Origin of the sequence: Paenibacillus sp. MMO-58 (genome assembly GCF_037146255.1) — a bacterium.
GTDB lineage: Bacteria > Bacillota > Bacilli > Paenibacillales > Paenibacillaceae > Pristimantibacillus.
Genome location: NZ_JBBCVY010000004.1, coordinates 208,800 through 229,568, shown reverse-complemented (window position 1 = coordinate 229,568; position 20,769 = coordinate 208,800). Strand labels below are relative to the sequence as shown.

Annotated in this window: 18 protein-coding genes; all 18 read right to left on the bottom strand. The window is 53.1% G+C overall.

What is annotated here, in order from left to right:
• Positions 1 to 91: 91 nt before the first annotated feature.
• Entirely contained in the window at positions 92 to 1,327 is a 1,236-nt protein-coding gene (locus WFJ73_RS14640) for a M20 metallopeptidase family protein (protein WP_336773767.1), read from the bottom strand.
• On the bottom strand, positions 1,324 to 2,652 hold the full coding sequence (locus WFJ73_RS14635; protein ID WP_336773766.1) for an LLM class flavin-dependent oxidoreductase: 1,329 nt from the start codon (positions 2,650 to 2,652) through the stop codon (positions 1,324 to 1,326). The genes WFJ73_RS14640 and WFJ73_RS14635 overlap by 4 nt, the downstream gene beginning before the upstream one ends.
• On the bottom strand, positions 2,652 to 3,161 hold the full coding sequence (locus tag WFJ73_RS14630; RefSeq protein ID WP_336773765.1) for a DinB family protein: 510 nt from the start codon (positions 3,159 to 3,161) through the stop codon (positions 2,652 to 2,654). Before WFJ73_RS14630 ends, WFJ73_RS14635 begins: the two co-directional genes overlap by 1 nt.
• Entirely contained in the window at positions 3,158 to 4,345 is a 1,188-nt protein-coding gene (locus WFJ73_RS14625; protein WP_336773764.1) for a M20 peptidase aminoacylase family protein, read from the bottom strand. The genes WFJ73_RS14630 and WFJ73_RS14625 overlap by 4 nt, the downstream gene beginning before the upstream one ends.
• Before the next feature lie 22 nt (positions 4,346 to 4,367).
• Complete coding sequence (locus tag WFJ73_RS14620; protein ID WP_336773763.1) at positions 4,368 to 5,378, bottom strand: LLM class flavin-dependent oxidoreductase; 1,011 nt, start codon at positions 5,376 to 5,378, stop codon at positions 4,368 to 4,370.
• Positions 5,379 to 5,446: 68 nt separating this feature from the next.
• Positions 5,447 to 6,199 carry an amino acid ABC transporter ATP-binding protein gene (locus WFJ73_RS14615; protein WP_336773762.1) on the bottom strand — a complete coding sequence of 251 codons (753 nt, stop codon included), beginning with the start codon at positions 6,197 to 6,199 and terminating at the stop codon, positions 5,447 to 5,449.
• Positions 6,196 to 6,906 carry an amino acid ABC transporter permease gene (locus WFJ73_RS14610; protein WP_336773761.1) on the bottom strand — a complete coding sequence of 237 codons (711 nt, stop codon included), beginning with the start codon at positions 6,904 to 6,906 and terminating at the stop codon, positions 6,196 to 6,198. The genes WFJ73_RS14615 and WFJ73_RS14610 overlap by 4 nt, the downstream gene beginning before the upstream one ends.
• Positions 6,896 to 7,684: an amino acid ABC transporter permease gene (locus WFJ73_RS14605; protein ID WP_336773760.1), complete on the bottom strand. Its 789-nt coding sequence runs from the start codon at positions 7,682 to 7,684 to the stop codon at positions 6,896 to 6,898. The genes WFJ73_RS14610 and WFJ73_RS14605 overlap by 11 nt, the downstream gene beginning before the upstream one ends.
• 37 nt (positions 7,685 to 7,721) lie before the next feature.
• Positions 7,722 to 8,591, bottom strand: coding sequence for a transporter substrate-binding domain-containing protein (locus tag WFJ73_RS14600; protein ID WP_336773759.1), 870 nt, complete (start codon positions 8,589 to 8,591; stop codon positions 7,722 to 7,724).
• A 23-nt stretch (positions 8,592 to 8,614) separates the two neighbouring features.
• Positions 8,615 to 9,148 carry a GNAT family N-acetyltransferase gene (locus WFJ73_RS14595; protein ID WP_336773758.1) on the bottom strand — a complete coding sequence of 178 codons (534 nt, stop codon included), beginning with the start codon at positions 9,146 to 9,148 and terminating at the stop codon, positions 8,615 to 8,617.
• A 136-nt stretch (positions 9,149 to 9,284) separates the two neighbouring features.
• A complete protein-coding gene (locus WFJ73_RS14590; RefSeq protein ID WP_336773757.1) occupies positions 9,285 to 10,169 on the bottom strand; it encodes a LysR family transcriptional regulator in 885 nt (294 codons plus the stop codon).
• 161 nt (positions 10,170 to 10,330) lie between these two features.
• On the bottom strand, positions 10,331 to 12,148 hold the full coding sequence (locus tag WFJ73_RS14585) for a glycoside hydrolase family 35 protein (RefSeq protein WP_336773756.1): 1,818 nt from the start codon (positions 12,146 to 12,148) through the stop codon (positions 10,331 to 10,333).
• Between the two features lie 97 nt (positions 12,149 to 12,245).
• Complete coding sequence (locus WFJ73_RS14580) at positions 12,246 to 13,625, bottom strand: ABC transporter substrate-binding protein (protein WP_336773755.1); 1,380 nt, start codon at positions 13,623 to 13,625, stop codon at positions 12,246 to 12,248.
• Between the two features lie 107 nt (positions 13,626 to 13,732).
• Positions 13,733 to 14,503: a carbohydrate ABC transporter permease gene (locus WFJ73_RS14575; protein WP_336774018.1), complete on the bottom strand. Its 771-nt coding sequence runs from the start codon at positions 14,501 to 14,503 to the stop codon at positions 13,733 to 13,735.
• A gap of 75 nt (positions 14,504 to 14,578) precedes the next feature.
• On the bottom strand, positions 14,579 to 15,511 hold the full coding sequence (locus tag WFJ73_RS14570; RefSeq protein WP_336773754.1) for a carbohydrate ABC transporter permease: 933 nt from the start codon (positions 15,509 to 15,511) through the stop codon (positions 14,579 to 14,581).
• 470 nt (positions 15,512 to 15,981) lie between these two features.
• The gene (locus WFJ73_RS14565; RefSeq protein WP_336773753.1) at positions 15,982 to 17,580 is read right to left on the bottom strand and encodes a response regulator transcription factor; all 1,599 of its coding nucleotides are present in this window, start codon (positions 17,578 to 17,580) and stop codon (positions 15,982 to 15,984) included.
• Entirely contained in the window at positions 17,573 to 19,333 is a 1,761-nt protein-coding gene (locus WFJ73_RS14560; protein WP_336773752.1) for a cache domain-containing sensor histidine kinase, read from the bottom strand. Before WFJ73_RS14560 ends, WFJ73_RS14565 begins: the two co-directional genes overlap by 8 nt.
• A 56-nt stretch (positions 19,334 to 19,389) precedes the next feature.
• On the bottom strand, positions 19,390 to 20,529 hold the full coding sequence (locus WFJ73_RS14555) for a glycoside hydrolase family 88 protein (protein ID WP_336773751.1): 1,140 nt from the start codon (positions 20,527 to 20,529) through the stop codon (positions 19,390 to 19,392).
• Positions 20,530 to 20,769 lie beyond the last annotated feature (240 nt).

Below are 20,769 nucleotides of genomic sequence, written 5' to 3'. Positions count from 1 at the left end.
ATCGACCGTTAGGTATCATCTATGGGTCAAGACTTTCTGAAGAAAAAAACACCAATTGCCGCATGAAGCAGCAATCGGTGTTTCCTTCCTACTATGACGATGATCCCGCAGCAAGCTGAACGAGCAGTCTGGTGCCATGAACAAGCACGGACTCATCCAGATTAAACTTGGGCCGGTGCAGCCCTTCCCGTATGCCAAGCGCATCATTTCCGCATCCCAGCAAAATAAAAGCGCCTGGCACCCGGTCCAAATACCAGCCGAAATCTTCTCCGGCCAGACTTGGCTCAAGCTGCTGCCGCACATTCTCTCCGCCAAGAACAGCTGTGCCTGCGCGGATAACCTCAAAAACGGCTTCGCTATCATTCATAACCGCAATCCCTTCGCGAAGGGCAATATGATAGAAGCCGCCGTAGGCAAGCGATGCCGCTTGCGCATGGCGTTCCAGTCCGGCGGTAATAGCCGCAACGGTCTGCTTGCTGAACGCGCGGAAAGTCCCGGTTATGATGCTCTGCTCGGCGATCGCGTTAATGACCGTACCGGCGCGCATGGTTCCGAAAGCAAGCACGGCTTGCTCCCGCGGATCAATGCTGTTTGCCATCATGCCGTTTACTCCGGCAATATAAGCCCCCGTCATCTGGATCGCATCCGCCGCCAGATGGGGCGAGCTGTGATGGCCGCTTGTCCCTTGGAACGTCACGTGAAAATGGGAAGAAGCCGCCATCGCATATCGTGAATGGATGCCTATCGTGCCTGCATCTAGCTCCGGCCATACATGCAGGGCATAACAGCGGTCAACGCCTTCGAGAATACCCGCCTCGATCATATCCCTCCCGCCGGAGAGCAGGCGCCCGTCCAGCGGACTTGGCAGCGCTCCTTCTTCGGCAGGCTGGAAGACAAAGCGAATCTCTCCGGCAAAGCTTTCCCGGTAAGCGGCAAGCGTCTTTGCCGCGCCAAGCAGCATAGCCGTATGCGCGTCATGGCCGCAGGCATGCATGGTGCCGTCGACCAAGGACTTATAATCGACATCGTTTAGCTCCGTAATCGGCAGGGCATCCATATCGGCACGCAGCAGAAGGGTCCGGCCGCCCTCAAGCCCGCCGCGCAGCACGCCTACTACGCCTTTGCCAAAATGGGGGCCGACGCCCGTCTGGACGTCGATCCCCCATTCTTCGAGCAGCCCCGCAACCCGTGCCGCCGTACGATCCGTATCGTACAGCAGCTCCGGATGACGGTGCAGGTCGCGGCGAATCGCGATTAGCTCGTCATGCAATGAACCCGCGTACGCCAGCATCTCCTCTAAGGCTGCTTTATTTTTGTTCAGAGTCAAACGTGTTCAGCTGCTTTCGTGTAACGGTTAGCCGGAATCGGCAGGCCCAGATTGCCGCGCAGCGTATCGCCTTCGTACTCGGTGCGGAACAAGCCGCGTGCCTGCAGAATCGGAACCACATGATCAATGAAATCCTCAAGGCCATGCGGCACCGAAGAACCAACCATAAATCCGTCGGCAGCGCCGGCTTCGAACCACTCCTGAACCCGGTCCGCAACCTGCTCAGGCGTTCCGATGAATATAGGACGAGGAGTCGCGACCTGCAGAGCCACCTGACGCAGCGTCAGGCCTTTCTCCTTCGCATTGGCTTTGATTTTGTCCGTACCGCTTTGGAAGCTGTTGCGGCCGAGATCTCCCAGTTCAGGGAACGGCGCGTCCAAATCGTATTGGGAGAAGTCGTGATGCTCGAAGAAGCGTCCCATGTAGATGAGCGCATTTTCCGCCGACACAAGATCCACAACCTCCTGGTATTTGCGCTCCGCTTCCTCCTCCGTGCTGCCGATAATCGGACCGATGCCCGGGAAGACGAGAACGTTATCCGGGTTGCGCCCAAATGCGGCCGCGCGGCGCTTCACGTCCTGATAGAACGAAACCGCGTCTTCAACCGAATCATGACCGGTGAAGATCGCATCCGCATGCTTAGCGGCATAGTCTTTGCCCACATCAGACGCCCCCGCCTGGAAAATAACCGGCTGGCCCTGCTTCGAGCGGGCAATGTTCAGGGGACCTTTTACGGAGAAGAACTCGCCTTCGTGATTAAGCGTATGCAGCTTGGCAGGGTCGAAGAAGACCCCGGACTCTTTGTCGCGGACAAACGCATCGTCCTCCCACGAATCCCACAGGCCGCGCGTGACCTCCAGGTATTCCGTTGCGATCCGGTAACGCTTGTCGTGGTCCGGATGCTCCTTCTTGCCGTAGTTCAGCGCGGAGCCTTCAAGCGGGGAAGTGACGATATTCCAGCCTGCGCGGCCGCCGCTGATCACGTCAAGCGAACCAAATTGGCGCGCAACCGTAAACGGCTCGCTGTACGAAGTCGAGAGCGTGCCGACAAGACCGATATGCTTGCTGACTGCCGCCAGCGCGCTTAAGATCGTAATCGGCTCGAAGCGGTTCAAGAAATGCGGAATCGATTTTTCGTTAATGTAAAGGCCGTCAGCGATAAAAGCCAGATCGAACTTGCCGGCTTCAGCCTTCTCGACCCACGATTTGTACAGCTCGAAGTTGACGCTCGCATCCGACGGAATCTCCGGATGTCTCCACAGCGATGTGCTGCTACCTACGCCATGAAGCATCGCGCCAAGCTTTAATTGTTTGCGTGCTGTCATTACGCATTTCCCCCTTTTGCTGTCGAAATCGTAACGGACGGTCCTTGAGCGATATAAGCAGCTTTAATCCGGTCAATCTGACCCAGATGATTCTGCACATGCTTCGTGAATCCTTGAATAATGTCGCGCACGCGGACCGTTTCCCCTTTGAAGTTAATGCCGGTCTTATCCAGATCCTGCTCGCTCAGACGGCCAAACAGCAGACCGTTGTACTGCAGCAGCGCCCAGAATGCATTCAAAATGTCGGACGCGTTGCCGTCATTGGAATGCTGGCCAGACACCCACAGGTCCTGGTTAAAAGCGGGAAGCTGCGCCTTCGTATCCGCAAGAATGTCGCGGATGCGGAAGGATACCACGATATTATGATCGGCCAAATGGGACAGCACCTCGGTAATGCTCCATTTCGCTTCGTTTTCTTTCCATTTCAGCTGCGCTTCTTCTACCCCTGCGATCGCCTGGGTCAATTGAAGATGCGTGTCCAAATAAGCTTGAATATCGATAGCACTCATTGGAAGTCCTCCTTCGGATCTTGCGGTTCAGCCGCAAAGTATGATAATGCGCGAATAGCCGTACCGGCAAAGAAATCAGCCGCAACCGGCAGTGCCCGCTCATCGAGATCAAAAGCCGGATGATGCCATTCTTTTGGCCCGTCCGTCCCTACAAAAACGAATAGTCCCGGAACCTGCTGCTGGTAAGCCGCAAAGTCTTCCCCGGCAAGAGAAGGTACCGGACTAACCGGAAGCAGCTCCAATCGCTCGGCTTCCTGCCATGCCAGCTCCGCTAGCCCTTCATCGTTGTGAACCGGCGGCGGACCTTCAATCCAGCGAACTACGGCGGTTGTATCGAAGGCAGCGGCAACGCCTGCTACCACCTGGTCGAATCGCTCGCGGACGCGGCGGCGGATATCGGGATCAAAAGTACGGATCGTACCGTCCAGCACGGCCTTCTCCGGAATCACATTCCATGCCGTACCGCTGTTCAGCTTCGTCACGCTGATCACCGCACTGTCGAGCGCTCCTACATTACGGCTGACAATCGACTGCAGAGCGGTAACGATATGCGCAGCCGTTAGAACCGGATCGTTGCCGGCTTCCGGTACGGCGGCATGCGAGCCGCGTCCCGCAACCTCAACAACAAATCCGTCGGCCGCAGCCATAAGCGGACCGCCTTTAATGCCGATCGTGCCAACCGGCAGATCCGGCTTGTTATGCAGGCCGAAGATCGCCTGCACGCCTTCCAGCGCCCCGCTGGCGATAACCTGCCGCGCGCCTTTCGCCTTCTCCTCGGCTGGCTGGAAGATCAGCCGGACCGTGCCTTTCAGCTCCTGCTCGCGTTCCTTCAATAAATAAGCGGCTCCGATGAGGGCAGCCGTATGAAAGTCATGGCCGCAAGCATGCATTTTGCCCGGAACAGCCGAAGCAAAGGGAAGTCCCGTCTCTTCCTGAATCGGAAGGGCATCGATATCGGCGCGAAGCGCAATAATCGGTGTACCCGTCCCGATCTCGGCGATAACGCCTGTCTTCAGCGGATAATCCGCGATACGGATGCCGCCTGCCTCAAGCCAGCTCTTGATTCGGAATGTCGTTTCGAATTCCTCGTGGGACAGCTCCGGATTCCGGTGCAGCTCCCTGCGGATATCCGTCAACTGGCCTGCTAACGCATCAGCGCTTCGGGCTGTTGTATCGTTACTCATTCGTCCACCTCACCTTCCCAGCTTAAGCCGTGACTTCGGCAAATGCCTCGCTAAGCAGCTCATACGAGCGGATCCGTTTCTCGAACGGTGAAATATTCGTTGTGATAATAAACTCTTCTACGCCGGTCGCTTCCTGCAGGGCAAGCAGCTTGCCGCGTACCGTTTCTTTGGAGCCTGCCGCAATAAGCGGCTCTTTTTCTTCAATCGTGTATTCCTCGCCGGATTGCTGACCGTAAGCTTCGGCTTGCTCAATCGTGCCAAGCGTAACCTTGCGGCCGCTTGCCAAATGCACCTTCACCAGCTTTTGCGGCGGGATCAGGCTTACCGCTTCTTCATCCGTATCCGCTACGATTGCAGCCAACGCCAGAATCGCTTGCGGCGCGGTGCCCAGCTCATAATTAAAGGCCTGCTTATATTTAAGAACCGAATCAACGGCAGCTTGCTCGTCTCCTCCGATGAAGAGGGAGAACACGTAAGGCAGCCCAAGACTTGCGGCAAGCTCCGCACTGTCCGCAGATGCACCGAGCACATGCAGCTCCGGCGCAACTGCCGGAATCGGGGTCGCCTTAATACCTGCCAGCGGACCTTCTTCCTCCGTCCGTCCTTCCACGTATCCGCGGAGCTCGACGATTTTGTCCGTGAGCGACAACGGGTTCACGATGTTGCGCTGCAGCGCCTGCGTGCTGCGCGGAAGTCCGCCGGGAGCGCGGCCTACGCCAAGATCAACGCGGCCGGGTTCGAGGGAAGCAAGAACATGGAAGTTCTCCGCTACCTTATAAGGGCTGTAGTGCTGCAGCATAATACCGCCGGAGCCAACCCGAATGTTATTGGTACGGGCGAGCAGATAGGAGATAAGAACCTCCGGCGAAGAGCCCGCGACATGCTCGGAATCATGATGCTCCGATACCCAGAAGCGGCGGAAGCCAAGCTCCTCCGCTTTTTGCGCCAACGTAACCGTATGAGCGAATGCTTCGGCTGAAGTTTCGCCCGGGTAAACCGGGCTTTGATCCAAAATGCTTATTGTAATGGACATGCCTTAACCTCCTAAAAAGAATGATCGCACAAACAGCCTGGGAGGGCTGCTCATGATGATTCTTTGTACTAAATCGAATAGCTCGGCTCCGTTGAAAACCGCTTCAGAAACTGTTTGGTCCGTTCTTCCTTCGGATTGCCGAACAGCTCGGCTGGAGGGCCCTCCTCGACGACAACGCCGCCGTCCATAAATACCACATGATTCGCTACATCCTGGGCAAAGCCCATCTCGTGCGTCACGATAATCATCGTAATGCCTTCCTTGGCAATCCGGCGGATAACGGCCAGCACTTCGCCCACAAGTTCGGGGTCGAGCGCCGATGTCGGCTCGTCAAACAAGATCACTTCGGGCTCAAGCGCAAGCGCTCTTGCGATGCCGACGCGCTGCTGCTGGCCGCCGGACAATTGACTTGGATAAGCATCCAGCTTGGCGCCGAGGCCTACCTTCTCGAGCAGCTCGATGCCGCGTTTGCGTGCCTGTTCCTTGCCGATCTTCTTTACCACGATCAGTCCCTCGATGACATTCTCGAGCGCCGTCTTATGGCTGAACAGATTGTATTGCTGGAACACCATCGCCGAGCGCTGGCGCAGCGAATAAATATCCTTTTTCCCCGCATGCTTCGCGTTAAGGGCGAAATCGCCGATCCGGATCTCTCCGTCGCTCGGCTTCTCCAAGTAATTGATGCAGCGCAGCAGCGTAGTTTTACCGGAGCCGCTTGGCCCCAGAATGGCAACAACCTCGCCCTTATTAACAGTGAGATCGATCCCTTTCAGGACCTCGTGGCGTCCAAACGACTTGTGGATACCGCTAAGCTTAATCATGCTACCCCTCCCTTGCTGTACACGCGGATTCTTCTTTCGATAAGACCGGTAAAACGTTCAATCAGGATCGTTAATCCCCAGAATATTAAAGCTGCGGCTACGTATGATTCGAAGAACTTCCAGTTCGTCGAAGCCACGATCTGCGCTTTGGCGTTCAAGTCGACAACCGATACGGTAAAAGCAAGCGTCGAACCGTGCAGCATCCCGATAACCGAGTTGGACAGGTTCGGCAGGCTTGCTGCCAGCGCTTGAGGAAATACGATGCGGCGAAGCGCCTGCGGCGTTGTCATCCCAATCGACCAGGCCGCTTCCAATTGCCCGCGGTCCACCGCCAATAATCCGGAGCGGACAACCTCCGACAAATAAGCGCCTGCCGTAATCGAGAACGAGATGTAAGCAAAGCCGATCATCGGGATTTTGGCGGAATTCCATCCGAGATCGAATTGCGCCGACAGCCCGTCTACAAGCATCGGCAATCCGAAATAGATGAGAAGCAGATGCGTCAGCATCGGCGTCCCGCGTATAAAAGTCACATAACCGCCCGACAGCTGGGACAATACCGGAATTCGGTAAATCCGGGCAAGCGCCGTTATTACGCCGATCACAAATCCGACGGACACGGATACGAGAGTAATAAACAGCGTCGTTGGAACTGCCGACCACAGCTGCAGGAATGCGGTCCATATAAAGGACGGATCAAGCTTCATAACGCGGCACCTCCTTCAGCTCACGGTTTAAACGGCCCAGCGATACGCGTTTTTTCCTCCGGGTGAACAAGCGATTTTTCACTTCCGTATCCCGACGCATATGGCGGGATAAGCGGCGTTCCGCAAGCAGCATCAGCCTCTCCAGCGCAATGCTGATCACCAGGTAAATAAGGGCAAGCGCAATATAGGTTTCGAGAAAATGCTGGGACAACGAACCAAGCGTCTGAGCCTTGCCTGTCATCTCCATAACGCCCAGCGTGAAGGCAAGCGAGGTGTCCTTCAGCATCGCAATGACGAGGTTGGCGAATACCGGAACCGCAATGGCTACCGCCTGCGGCAGCACGATCCGGGTAAAAGCCTGATACCCGGTCATGCCTACGGCATATGCCGCTTCCACCTGTCCCCGGTTAACCGCCAGAACGGCGGCCCGGATTGTCTCCGATATAAAAGCAGCAACATTAAGGCCAAACGTTAGAATAACGAAATAGAGAACCGGAACCTTAGATACATCGACATAGACGAGCTTCAATATTTCCGGAAGTCCGTAATAGAACAGGAACAGCTGAATAAGGATCGGCGTGCCCCGGAAGAAGGAAACGTACACCATCGATACATTCCGAAGCACCGGTACGTTGTAAAGGCGGGGAAGAGCCACAAGAAAGCCTACAAGCAGCCCCAATCCGATAGCACCCGCTACGATCAGCAGGGTAATATTCAGCGTACTCAGCAGTTTGGGAATAAAATCGAGCACATAATTAATATCGAAGCCATACTCCATCTTGCGGTCTCACCTCTCCTTACTTTGAATCACGATGCTATTTCGCGGTGTCTGCCGTAAAGTCTGCACCAAGCCACTCCGTGCTCAGCTTGCCGAGCGTACCGTCCGCTTTGATTTCTTTCAACGCGCCGTCCACTGCATCGGACAGCTCTTGCTCAGCCGGATCGTTCTTGCGGAGCACGAACAGAATATCCGCTTCAGACAGGTCATCACCGGCTGTCTTCAGCTTGGCTTGCGGGTCGATCAGCGATAGCGTAAAGTCTGCTCCGATTGTCGCGTCTACGCGGCCGCTCGTAATTTGGCTGACCGTATCATTGGCTCCGCCGTTTTGATACACGATATTAATTTTCTTGTCATGCAACTTGTTATAGTTCTCAAGAATCTGCGCCTCAGCGCTGGTTGCGCCAGTCAGAACCTTCTTGCCTGCCAAGTCATCAAGAGAGTTAATCGTGTTATTGTCCTTTGCGACAATGATTTTATTTCTCCAGTGTGCGTAAGACTCTTTGTTAAACAGGTACTTCTCTTCGCGCTCCGGATTTTTCTCCATTTCATGCGCAACAAGATCAATCTTGTTCGTCTCCAGGCTCAGCAGCAAGTTCGAGAATTCCATCGTTTTAATGTCAAATTCGTATTGCGGCAGGCGTTTGTCGATCTCTTTGATGAGTTCAACGTCAAAGCCGGTCAGCTTGCCGTTCTCATCAATAAAGCATACTTTCGGGAATCCGGTGCCCGTACCGATGACAACCTTCTTCACGTCGCCGCCGGCATTGCCGGACGCCGATACGTTCGCTGCTGCTTTATTGCCGTTTTGTGCTTGCGTATTGTCCGATTTATTGTTTGAGCCGCAGCCTGCTGCCACCAGAAAGAGCGACAATGCAGCTGTAACGACTAGTGCTTTTTTCTTCATATTAAGTACCCCCGTCTTTTTCATTAATTTGTTGTGGCTTGTTCTTCGCTTGCTTTCTCGAACAGCTCCGGGTTCACAATCTTGCGGAGCAGATGCATCGTTCCGTCCCCGTTGCCGGAGTCGAAGGAGCGGATGCTTTCGTAACCTCTGCGCTGGTACATCGGCAGAAGCCATGGATGCTTTTCGGCCGTTCCAAGCGTTACCGCGGCTGCCCCTTCCTTATCGCGAATAACCGTATTCTCGACCCAGGTCAGCAACTTGTCGCCGTATCCTTTGCCTTGCTCGCCGGGATGGACCGCGAACCATTTGATAAACGGCAGATCCGTGATGGCCTTCACTTCATCGTTTCTCGACAAGGTTATCGTTGCCACGATAACGCCGTCCGCCTCCAGCACGTAACACTCATTCTGTGTAATGTTGTCCCGTATCTGATCCAGACCGGCATTCGCCGCTGGCCAATTCAGCTTCAGCTCCCGAATGAGCGAATAGGCTTCATACGTCACCTCACGCAGGCGCTCCGCATCCTCGACTGCCGCTTGCCTAAACAATTCACTCATAGTTCCACCCCTTAAATGTCTAATTAGATAATTCCTATAAACTTACTAAGAATTAAGATGGTATAAATGTATCATCTATCCGCCTAACCGCGCTAATAGACTTTCTCTATCGATCGATTGATTCTATTGGTCCGTGCTAAATGCTGTAAAAGCTCAAATTATCCTTAGGCAGCAGCGCCTGGATATACTCCTCGTTCTCTCCCGTCAGCGCAATCAGGTTCGTATGCAGGGAAATTCCCTTTGTCTCTTCAATCTCAATCGGAATAAGTCTGCCTTTGCTAACTTCTTCCCTTGCGCATAAGCCCGGAAGGAAGCAGATGCCGGCCTTTTGCAGGACAAGCTTCTTCGCCGTCTCGGAATTATCCGCATGGAAAACGATGCGCGGGGGCTGCTCCAGATGCTCGAATACGCGGTGAAGACGCAGCCAATCGAGCGAGCCGCATTCGAAGAAAACAAGCGGCTGGTCGCGAATCTCGTCAATGGACACCCGTTCTTCTTCCGCAAACGGATGACCTTCATAGACATACAGCCGGATAGGATCTTCGTAATAGGAGAACGACTGCAGGGACGGATGAACAAGCTTTCGGACGAATGCGATATCGATCTCCTTGTCGAGCAGCTTTTTGACCAGATCATCCGAAGGGGCCGTTGTTAATTTGAAGGTTAAACGCGGGAATAAACGGGTCAGCCGCGGCAGCAAATCCGGAATCAGATAGTTCGAGACGGACACGGTGCTCCCGATTCGAAGCTCCTGCGGACGGGCTCCCTTCTCTTGCAGATGTAGACGGCCTTTCTGAATCGTTTGAAGAATTTGCTGGGCGTAAGGCAGGAACTGCTTGCCCTTCTCGGTCAGCATAATTTGCTTGCCAAGCCGGTCGAACAGGCGGCAGTCGAGTTCCCTCTCCAGTGTCTGTATGCGGGCGGTAACGGATGGCTGGGAGAGGAAGAGCACCTCCGCCGCTTTATTAAAGCTGCCGTAATGATTGACATACACAAAAGCTTCGATGTTCTCAATATTCATGAATAATCCCTCCGCGACCTTATCGATAGATTTTCTCTATTCTGCTTTTAAATTATTTTTATCATATAGGATTAATCGGAATTAGGGAATAGCGGGATTGTAAAAAACTTCAAAATGACGTCAAAAAGGCGAATCGAATAGTCTTCGATCCGCCTTAAATTCTATTCCTCTTCCTGCACGAAGTTTAGCACTTGCTCATCAACCGCCGCCGTCTCGCCAAGATCCGGTACATCCGATAACGTCACTTCGGGAAGCCCGTTTACGCCATGCAGTTCAAATAATATGATTTCGTTGCTTCCTTTGCGGAGCAGCGGACCCGGCACGTATAACGTACGCTGCGGGCCGGCTTCCCAATAACGGCCAAGCTGGAAGCCATTGATCCAAGCGATCCCCTTCTGCCAGCCGTCAAAGCGAAGGAACGTATCGGCAGGCTCGTTCACCTCAACAAATCCGCGATAGAAGGCAGGTCTTCCGTCAGGCTGCCGTGCCGCCGTTACTTCCACCGACTCATATTGGACCCTCTCGAGCTGTTCGGACTCGATCGGCAGCAGGGTAACCGTCCAGTTCGACTGGAACTGGTTATCGATCAGGACACCTTCCGTAATTCCTTTATGATCGCGCAGATAAGGACCGTAATTGACTCGCCCCATATTTTCGACCAGGACATCGAGTCTAGCCCCTTCTCTCGGAACCGAGATCTCAATCGGCTGCGGATTCCACCGTTCGACGACGCCAATCAGCTTACCGTCCAGGAACACCTGGGCACGGTCGCGCACTTCGCGAAGATGCAGCTTTTGACGGTTTCTTGGCCCTTTAACCGGTGTAGAGTACATAATAAAACCATAAGCCTGGTCGTAATGCTCCATCGGCCGGATGCTAACCGATTGCACCTGCCCGGAGGATGCCAACTCCAATTGGCCAAGCAGGTCCGCTTTTTCGGTCAATGCGACCTTACCGTAAGCTTTCTTCGGAATCGGAGCCGGGAATGGCGCTCCTTCCGGTATGCCATGCTTTTCGAGCACGCCGCGGATCGCCTTGTATTTCTCGGTTACATCCCCCCACTCCGTAAGAGGCGCATCGTAATCATAGCTGGTCACCGTTGGCTCATAATGCTCGCCGTAATTGGCACCGCTGTAATAACCGAAGTTTGTCCCGCCGTGGAACATGTACAGATTAACGGATGACCCTTGCTGAAGCATTTCGTCCAATACGTTCGCAACGTCCCCGGTCTCCCGGACATGATGCGGCTTCCTCCAATGGTCGAACCAGCCCAGCCAATATTCCATGACCATCAGAGGCTCATCCTGTCTGTACTCCCGGTATTTCCCGAAGGACTCTGCTACGCGCGAGCCAAAGTTAACCGTGGCATGAAGTCCGTCAACCGTACCGCCAAGCAGCATCTCATCGGTTGGACCGTCCGAGGTGAACAGCAGGCAATCCACTCCGCGGCTAATCAGGCCATCTCTCAAGTAAGCTAAATAAGCAGTATCGTTGCCGTAGCTGCCATATTCATTCTCGACCTGCATGGCAAGGATCGGGCCGCCCTGCGAATCCAGCAGCGGCAGCAAGCGCGGAATAAGCTCATCATAGTAGCGTTCAACTTTTTCCAGGTATTCATGATCCATACAGCGCAAGCCCATGGACGATTTCAGCAGCCAGGCCGGCAGGCCGCCAAACTCCCATTCCGCGCATATATAAGGGCTGGGACGGACAATCACGTATAGCCCAAGCCGGCCCGCCGTCTCAATAAAACGGGCGACATCCGCAATCCCGTCGAAGCGGAAGCTCCCCTCCCGAGGCTCATGCAGGTTCCAAGGAATATACGTCTCTACCGTATTGAAACCGCAGGCCTTCAGCTTCAGCAGCCTGTCCTCCCAATATTCCTGCACGACCCGGAAATAATGAATCGCCCCCGACAAAATCCGGAACTCCTCGCCATCCAGCCAATATTTCTGATCCTTCCAAGTTAACCGGCTCACCTTATACCTCCAATTAGCTCATGCCCCGCATAGAAATAAAGCCCCGGAGCAACCGGCAGGTTGTCTCCGAAGCTCTCTTCCGTTAGCTTATGAGCGATTATTTGTTTTCTTTCTCATTAATTACTTTCGTTGCTTGATCAACCATCCACTTCTGCACATCGTCGATCGATTCGTTGCTCAGCATAAATTTGCTGAAGCCGTCGTCGATGACCTTGGTCAATTCGGATGTCGATACGGTAATGACGCTGGATGCGTCGAGGTATTTGATGTTGTCGCCAAACAACGTGCTTTGCAGGGAATCCACATCGTACAGATCTTTGTTCTCGCCGATGATGCGGTCCAGCAGCGCTTTGTTGTCCGCTTTTTTCCAGCCGGAGAACTCGGTACGCTTGTCGGAATCCGCGGTTGTCATAAAGCGCATCAGCTTAAACGAAGCGTCTTTATGCTTGGAGTTCTCGCCCATTACAACCGAACTGCCGCTTGTGAAATATTTGCCGCCTTCATAATCCTTCGGCTCAGCGCCTTTCGGAGGAAGCGGTACCGGCGCAAATGCCGTCTTGAACGTATGCGGGTATTGCTCCTGATTGCCTACGTCCGGAATCGTAAAGCTCCCCGTCAGAATCATCGCGGCCTGCTCGTTAAAGAATTCCGTCCGGTAGTTCAGCTTGGCCGCAAGCACATCGGCATAAGGCTTGGCCGATTTGTCCACGCTCTCCATATCCTTGCGGAGCTGGAAGAAGTATTTGTAGGAAGGATCGGACAAAATCGTCGAACCGTCGTCATAACGGAACGGATCCTTCATCACCGTCTGCGCCGGCGCGTTCATGTACAGCTCCCAGGTATGGAAGTACGTACCGTAACGCTTGTCCACGCCTTCGCCTTTGGTCAGCTTCTTCGCATAGTCGCGGTAGTCATCCCAGGTCCAGCCGTAGGTTGGAACCGGTAGGCCCGCTTCATCCAGCGCATCCTTATTCAGCAGCACGTAGTTGAAGCCCGAAGTCAGCTGCATGCCGTAGTAGTTATCGTTAATTTTCGGATTCACATAATACTCGTCTTCCGGCACCAGATTTTCCTGCTTGTAGAAATCGTTCAGAGGTGCCAAGGCTCCTCTCGTCGCACGTTCGTAGACTGCTCCAAGGTTCGGCATCGCCACAACGTCAACCGCCTCGCCCGAGGAGATCAGGAAGTCCAGCTTTTTCAGCATTTCAACGGAATCGCCCGGTACCAGCACGACATGCTCAACCTTGATATCCGGATTCTTAGTCATGAACTCATCCAGCATGGCGTCGGTTGCAACCGCTTGGGCTTCGTTATCCCAGTTATAATACTTGATCGTTACGGATTCCGATTTGCCTGATCCGGATGAGCCTTCGCTTCCCGAATTCGCCGAGTTGTTGCCTCCGCATGCGCTAAGCGCAACCGTGCCGGCCAGCAGCAAACCCGCTACCGCCGTAAACTTGCGTTTTGCTTGTTTCATTTCTGCTTCCCCCTAGAACTTTATAATGACTACACACCCAGTATAACGATCGTCCTATTTTGCCAAGTGTATAATTTTGAGGTGTAACGAGTACTTTTTTGACTACCTTACCCTTTCACGCCGCCTAGCGCAATCCCGTTAATGACCTGCTTCTGCATGATAATGAATATAGCCAGAAGAGGGATAATCGCCGACAAGGCAGCCATCATCATAATCGCGTAGTTATTCGTGTAATCATCCCGGAACAGCGTAATGCCAAGCGGAATGGTGTACAGCTTTTTGCTCAGGAGGAAAATAAGCGGGTTCTGGTAATCGTTCCAGGTCCAGATGAATTTGATGATCGCCACGGTCGCCAGAACCGGCCGGCAGAGCGGAATCATAATCGAGAAGAACGTCCGCAGATGTCCCGCGCCGTCAATGCGCGCCGCCTCCAAATATTCATCGCTGATATCGGACATGAACTGCCGCAGCAGGAACGTGAAGTAGATCGAGAACATGCTCATCAGAATAATCGCGGCATGCGTATCGTACAGCCCCAGCCAGCGGATAATGAGAAACCGCGGAATGAGCGTCGCCTGATCCGGAATGATCATAAAGGACAACATCGCCAAAAAGATCAAGTGACGGCCCCGGAAACGCAGCTTCGTCAGCGCGTAGGCGGACATCGACGAGATCAGCAGCGTAATAAGCGTTGTAATAATGGCAACCTTCAAGGAGTTCCAGTAGAAATCGTAAAACGGAACACGCCCCATCCAGACGGATTTGAAGTTGTAAACGAAGTTGATTTTCTCCGGAATCCATTGGATCGGAAAGCGCATAACATCCTTCTCGAACTTAAAGGCCGACGATACCATCCAGACCAGCGGAGTCAGGAACATTAGCGAGAATGCTCCGAGTAAGACGGTAATTATGCTTTTTGACAGTTTGGTTGTCACAGGTAATCCCTCCTTTTCTTAGTCCTTCCCAAGCTTCCACGTCGCCGCCGTAATGATGCCGATAATGGCGAAGAGCAGCCAGGAGATCGCCGAAGCATAACCCATATCATAGTTGCGGAAGCCTTCTTCGTAGATCCGGTAGACCAGCACGGTAGACGAATTGTTAGGGCCGCCTTCCGTCAGATACGAGATGATATCAAACACCTTAAACGACCCGATCAGCATCGTAATCGCAAGGAAAAAGGTTGTTGGACGCAGCAGAGGCACCGTAATCCGGAAAAACTTTTTAAGCGGAGACGCCCCGTCAATCTCGGATGCTTCGTAAATTTCATTCGAGATGTTGGTCAGACCCGCGGTATAAATAATAATCGTGTAGCCGAGGCTCGCCCATGTGCCGATAATCGCAATGGAGAGCAGCGAGGTCTTCGGATCAACCAGCCACTTCGGCGGAGCGTCAATGCCAAGCTGCATCAGCAGCTGATTTATCGGGCCGAGGGACGGATGAAGCAAGGCGCTCCATACCGCGGCAATCGCGATGATCGAAGAGATGTACGGGATAAAGAAAACAACCTTGAAGTAGCTTTTCAGAAAAACGCTGTTGTTGATAACAACGGCCAGCACCAACGCAATCGCGATCGGAATCGGTACCGTCATCACGGTGTACAGCAGATTGTTTTTCAGCGCCTCCAGAATGGCCGGATCATGAAACAACTCCTTGTAGTTGCCGAGCCCAATCCATTCGATGCCGGGAAGCCCGGACAGCATGTCCCATTTGGAGAAGCTCAAATATAAGGAGAACCCTAAGGCAAATACGTTTAACAGCAGCATCCCGACAATCTCGGGGATAAGAAATAACCATCCGACCAGCGCCTCTCTGCGAGACGGCGTCCAAAATTTCTTTCCGGCTGCAGCCGCAGGATTGTTGCCTGCCGTTTGTTTGACGATTTCCATACCATCACCTCAACTCTTATGTTGAGATCATAATAAGGGATTAAGCCGGTTTGTAAGCGAAGTATTCTGACCCGATACAGGGAAGATTTTGACCTTTTTTTGAGGGCTGGCAAAGTGTCGGTTACGCAAAAAAGCCGCGCCCGAAGCACGGCCTTGTTCCTTGTTCCGGGGGACACCCCCGCCCACTCAGCCTACATTGCATAAATTGCACCATAATACGCTCAAATCGTGTACTTCAGTTGCGTACGATGCACGAAATGCAGCATATTCGACTAAATTGGGATTCTTAGGACCGTTTTAGAGAAATATACTGCAAAAAATACAACATAATCCGTGTTACTTGGTCGATAACCTGCAATATGCTGTATTACGTGCAACGTAACCCGGGCATGCAAAATGCCGCTGCAAGGAGCGGCATTTTTAGAGAAGAATCTATGGCTTATCAATCAGTTGATACATTGTTAGTGGCACTATGTTTTACGAACCAGCTGATGCTTTTGCTTGAACTGGCTTGGAGTGAAGCCGATGTACTTCTTGAACACCTTCGAGAAATAAGCGCGGTCGGAATAACCAAGCCCAACGGCTAGCGTCTCGAGCGTCTGGCCGGAGCTCTTCAGCATATTGGCGGCTATCTTCATTTTGTATTGGTGCACATAGTCCGTGAAGCTAAGCCCCGTCAGCCGTTTGAAATAACGGGAGAAGTAGCTTGGGTTCAAATACAGGTATTGCGCGATATCAATGGACGTAATGTTGTCCGACAGATGATCGTCGATAAAAGCTTGGATGACCTGAAGCCGCGGCTCCCGCGATTTGGCGGCGCCTCCGGCATGGCCAAGCTGCTCCCGGGCTAGACGCTCGAGCCGGCCGACCGCCAGCTCAAGCGCATCCTCCATCGTTCTTGCCGCGCCGATATAAGCGTAGACCTCCTCTTCCGCTTTTCTCCGCGGGAACAGGATTTCCGCTTCGCGAAGCAGCTGAACAAGCGCTTCGGTCCATTCCTCCGGCTCGATTCTGCGGCTGTCCGCCTCCTGCCCGAAACGGAGAAGGACCTCGCGCATCTCCACGGTATTCTTCTCCAAAATGGTGCGTTCAAGCTCGCCGCGGAATGCCGCATTAAAGTCCTGCGGAAGCGGATAAAAGAGCTGGCCAAGCAGCTGCGAGGACGAAGCCGCGGCCATCTGGCCCATCCGGTAAAACTCCGGCTTGTCGCTTCTGATCTGTTGGTAGACGGAACCGGCGGCCTGCAGAACCAGCTTGTCCGTGACAAGAACGATCTGCAGCGTCATCCTAAGGTATGCCGTCACCTGACGGAGCAGCTCGTTCAGATACGATTGCAGATAAGCCTGATCATTCCCCGCCAGGTTCTGACGGTAATTGTACAGCACCATAAAATGCTCCGGATCGATAAACGGTGTAATCCCTTTATAAGACTGGGCAATCTCCAGCGCAATGTTGTAGATGGCGTAACGGATAAGCGGAATATTGCTCCGGTTATAGAGCAGCTCGTAATCCGAATAACGAAGATGAATCATCCCCATCATAAAGCACGAATACGGCCACTCGATTTGGGCGCGCGATGCATAAGCACGCGTCTTCTCCAGATCCGCCCCATCCATAATCATCTGGAATAACGCGCGTTTTTGCAGCTCGATGCTATACGCATCGGAATCCGTTCCGCCTTCCGTCTTCCGTCCCTTCAGACGGGCAACCGATTTGCCAAGGCTCTCCTCCAGCTGGTCGGCCGTCAACTGATCCTTGATCAAATAATCGTCGGCATCCAGCTTCACCGCCTGCTGGGCATAATGAAATTCCTCGTGGCAGGTTAGAAAAATAATCCGGACGCCCGGCTTTATTGCCGTAAATTCCGCGGCCAGCTCGATTCCGTTCTTCTTCGGCAGTCCGATATCCGTAATGACGATATCCGGCATCGTCTCCTTGAACAGATGCAGCGCCTTCACGCTGGAGAACGTGCTTGCGGCTACATGCAAATCAAGCTGCTCCCACTCAATCATCTGCTGCAGCACTTTAAGCATCGGGACATCATCATCAATCAGCATGACTTTATACATGGGATACCTCCTGCCCGGACGGAATTGGACTTGGAATAGGAATAGACAAAATAACGGTAATGCCGCCTGCAGCATTGGTAATCAACTTCATCTCCGCCGAGCCGTACGTCAGCTTCAGTCGCTGGATGACGTTCCGCAGCCCTACCCGCTCATACGGCGCATAATCTTCGGCATCCGGGTCCAGCTCCAGGTCCGAAGAAGCGGTTAATTGCCTGTTCAGCCAGACAAGCTGCTCTTCCTCCATGCCGCCGCCATCGTCTTCGATTGCCATATAAATACGGCCTTGCTCCCGGTAAGCATGAACAACGATATGAAGCTCGTCTTTCTCGTCCAATCCGTGTACGATCGCATTCTCGACGATAGGCTGAAGCACCAGCTTCGGCACAACAAAGCTCTTCAGCTCCGGTTCGATGCGCGCTTCAATGGATAACGGCATTTCGCTGCGTACCTTCATAATATCCACGTAATAACCAAGCAGTCTGCACTCTTCTTCAAGCGAGGATGGCGTATTTACCTTCAGATAGGCGCGCAGCAGATTCATTAACGAATCGACAATGCCGCTATGCACCTGATCCTTGCTAAGAATGAGGCTGCATTTAATCGAATTAAGCGTATTGATCAAAAAATGCGGCCGAATTTGCATAAACAGGGCCTCCAGCTCCATCACCCTTTTTTGCTCCTGCTCCTGTTCGATGTTCGTAATGAGCACTTCAATCTCGTCAAGCATCTGGTTAAAAGAATGCCCAAGCTCCGCAATATCGTCCCTGCCCTTTACTTCAAGCCGCATATCGCGATTCCCCAAAGCGAACTGGCGGGCAACCCGCTGCAGCTTCTGAATCGGATTATGCAGCCTCCTCGCGAACAAGAGCGAAATAACAGAGAACAGCAGCGTAAACACCAGCACCAATCCGATTCCGATGTAAAAGGCGCGAGAGATCTGTCCAAAAAGCGAATCCTCCGACGTCTCGTAAGCGAGCTTCCAGTCGGTTTTGTCCAGCGTCAGCTGGGTCCGGTATACCGAATCCGAAGAATCGCTTGACTGCAGCTGGATATCCGGACTGCCCGCAATCCGGTTGCCTGTCCCGTCGAACAGAGCAATCTGCCCGAATTCGACCCGCTCCAGCAGCTTTTCGAAATAGGAGCCTTCAATTCCGACAAGCAAAACAGCCGTATAAGGCTTGCCGCCCCCGTCACCTATAACTCTCGCAAGATAATACGTGCCGTCGTCATCCGTATTGTCATGAAGGAGACCAAGATATTGCAGGACAACCGGCTTCGCTGCATTTACGTTCTTAAGGAGCGGTGCCAGCTTGCTGTTGATTGCCGCCAGGTTCTCCGAATCCGGCGACAGGATAAAGTTCGCCCGGTTGACCAGGTACATATGAATGCTGTTGTTCAGCGGCTTGGAGGTAATCAGCGAGAAGCTGTCTTTTATCCGGATAAAACGGGTGTAGTCGGTATACGTATTCAGCCTGCTTGTATCCGCGAACAGATTAAGGGATGCCCGCAGCTCGGAATCGTTCACGATATAATGCGAAGCAAAGGTTACATCGTCTATCGTCCGGTCGATCTCCCCGACTATAACGTTCAGCATGCTGTTGTTGCTGATCTGAAACTTCTCTATCATGTTCTGCTTTAATAGCGTATATGAAATAACCGAAACGGCGAGGATCGGAAAAATAATAAACAAGAGAAAGGACAACTGGATTCTTCGGTAGTAGGTTAATCTCGTCATGGCTGCACGCCTTCCCATACGATATATCCTCATTGTAGCAGTATCGGTATACCGGGAACATCCCCAAGGATTGGTTAGTCCCGATCCCGGTTCCTTTCATACCAATAGCCGCCGATGCCTCTCTCAAGCCGGAGCAAAGCCTCCAGATAGAAATAGTCTCCCCAGATCATGTAATCATCCGGAGCCAGCCCGCCCCGCACATGATAAGAGCCATGCTTCAGCAGACCTTCCTCATCCCCGTCGCCATTAGTCGAATATTTGGAAACCAGTGCCTCCATCGTATACTGCAGACCATCGCGCAAGACTTCAAACGCAGTATCCTTCTGATCCAAATGCGACAATAACTCTGCCAGTCCGGCTGCCGCAATCGCGGAGGCCGAGCTGTCCCGGTATTTCGGCTGCTCCTCCGGGAGGTGGAAATCCCAATACGCCACGCCGTCCTCCGGCAGATGCTCAAGGAAATAGACCGCCATCCGTTTCGAGGTTTCGAGGAACAACGGATCGCGCGTATAGCGATAGGACAATGCAAAACCATAGATGCCCCACGCCTGTCCGCGCGTCCAGGTCGAACCGTTGCCGAAGCCTTGATGCGTCGCGCCGCCAACCGGTTCACCCGTCCGCCGGTCGAAGAAAAACGTATGATAAGAGCTGTCGTCGCCTCTTACCAGATACCTGCTGCTTTTCTCCGCCTGGGCTTTGGCTGCTTCCTTATAGACCGGATTGCCCGTCTGCTCGGAGGCCCAATAGAGGAGAGGCAAGTTAAGCAGGCAGTCGATTATAATTCTTCCGCCTTCCACCTGATCCCCTTCCGGTCCCCAAGCCTGAAAATAACCTCCCGCCTTACGCCAGCGCTTCATCATGACGTCCGCAGCCGCAAGAGCCAGCTCCTTCGCCGTTTCGCTGCTGTCAACGATCCATTCGGCCTTCGCGGATAAAGAATACAGGAAGCCGATATCATGATGATCCAGCACCACATTGTCTTTCAGTCTCTGGCGGAAGCTTGCGGTTGTTTTTCTTGCCGCCTCTCTTAATCTCTCATCACCCGAATATTCATACCCGAGCCATAACAGCCCGCTCCAAAATCCGTTGGTCCAGTCATTGTTCTCTATTAGCGTATAACGGCTGCCTTCCCCTACATGAGGGTAAGAATCTCCGAATCTATCAACATTTCCCGCAATCGTGGCGATTGCCCTTTCAATTGCCGTCTTCCACATGTCTATTCGCCCCTTGCCTTGCGATTTTCCACTATCGTAATCGAATGCGGGAGCCACCGGGGCGACAACTTTTGCTTCGAGTGTGTAAAATTTTGACCTTTTTCCGCAAACGTTCGCCCCCCCAAATCACTCCGCATGAACCAGTCATATTCCGTGAAAGCGCTTGTAAACATATTAGAGTCGGCGGGATGCGGCCATCCGTCTTGACCGGCTGAAGGGAGGGATGAAACGGGTTTCATG

Excerpts from the sequence above, each read along its gene's own strand:
- WFJ73_RS14635 (WP_336773766.1), bottom strand. The coding sequence starts at position 2,652 with ATGACAGCACGCAAACAATTAAAGCTTGGCGCGATGCTTCATGGCGTA.
- WFJ73_RS14630 (WP_336773765.1), bottom strand. The coding sequence starts at position 3,161 with ATGAGTGCTATCGATATTCAAGCTTATTTGGACACGCATCTTCAATTG.
- WFJ73_RS14625 (WP_336773764.1), bottom strand. The coding sequence starts at position 4,345 with ATGAGTAACGATACAACAGCCCGAAGCGCTGATGCGTTAGCAGGCCAG.
- WFJ73_RS14620 (WP_336773763.1), bottom strand. The coding sequence starts at position 5,378 with ATGTCCATTACAATAAGCATTTTGGATCAAAGCCCGGTTTACCCGGGC.
- WFJ73_RS14615 (WP_336773762.1), bottom strand. The coding sequence starts at position 6,199 with ATGATTAAGCTTAGCGGTATCCACAAGTCGTTTGGACGCCACGAGGTC.
- WFJ73_RS14610 (WP_336773761.1), bottom strand. The coding sequence starts at position 6,906 with ATGAAGCTTGATCCGTCCTTTATATGGACCGCATTCCTGCAGCTGTGG.
- WFJ73_RS14605 (WP_336773760.1), bottom strand. The coding sequence starts at position 7,684 with ATGGAGTATGGCTTCGATATTAATTATGTGCTCGATTTTATTCCCAAA.
- WFJ73_RS14600 (WP_336773759.1), bottom strand. The coding sequence starts at position 8,591 with ATGAAGAAAAAAGCACTAGTCGTTACAGCTGCATTGTCGCTCTTTCTG.
- WFJ73_RS14595 (WP_336773758.1), bottom strand. The coding sequence starts at position 9,148 with ATGAGTGAATTGTTTAGGCAAGCGGCAGTCGAGGATGCGGAGCGCCTG.
- WFJ73_RS14590 (WP_336773757.1), bottom strand. The coding sequence starts at position 10,169 with ATGAATATTGAGAACATCGAAGCTTTTGTGTATGTCAATCATTACGGC.
- WFJ73_RS14580 (WP_336773755.1), bottom strand. The coding sequence starts at position 13,625 with ATGAAACAAGCAAAACGCAAGTTTACGGCGGTAGCGGGTTTGCTGCTG.
- WFJ73_RS14575 (WP_336774018.1), bottom strand. The coding sequence starts at position 14,503 with ATGTTCCTGACTCCGCTGGTCTGGATGGTATCGTCGGCCTTTAAGTTC.
- WFJ73_RS14570 (WP_336773754.1), bottom strand. The coding sequence starts at position 15,511 with ATGGAAATCGTCAAACAAACGGCAGGCAACAATCCTGCGGCTGCAGCC.
- WFJ73_RS14565 (WP_336773753.1), bottom strand. The coding sequence starts at position 17,580 with ATGTATAAAGTCATGCTGATTGATGATGATGTCCCGATGCTTAAAGTG.
- WFJ73_RS14560 (WP_336773752.1), bottom strand. The coding sequence starts at position 19,333 with ATGGGAAGGCGTGCAGCCATGACGAGATTAACCTACTACCGAAGAATC.
- WFJ73_RS14555 (WP_336773751.1), bottom strand. The coding sequence starts at position 20,529 with ATGTGGAAGACGGCAATTGAAAGGGCAATCGCCACGATTGCGGGAAAT.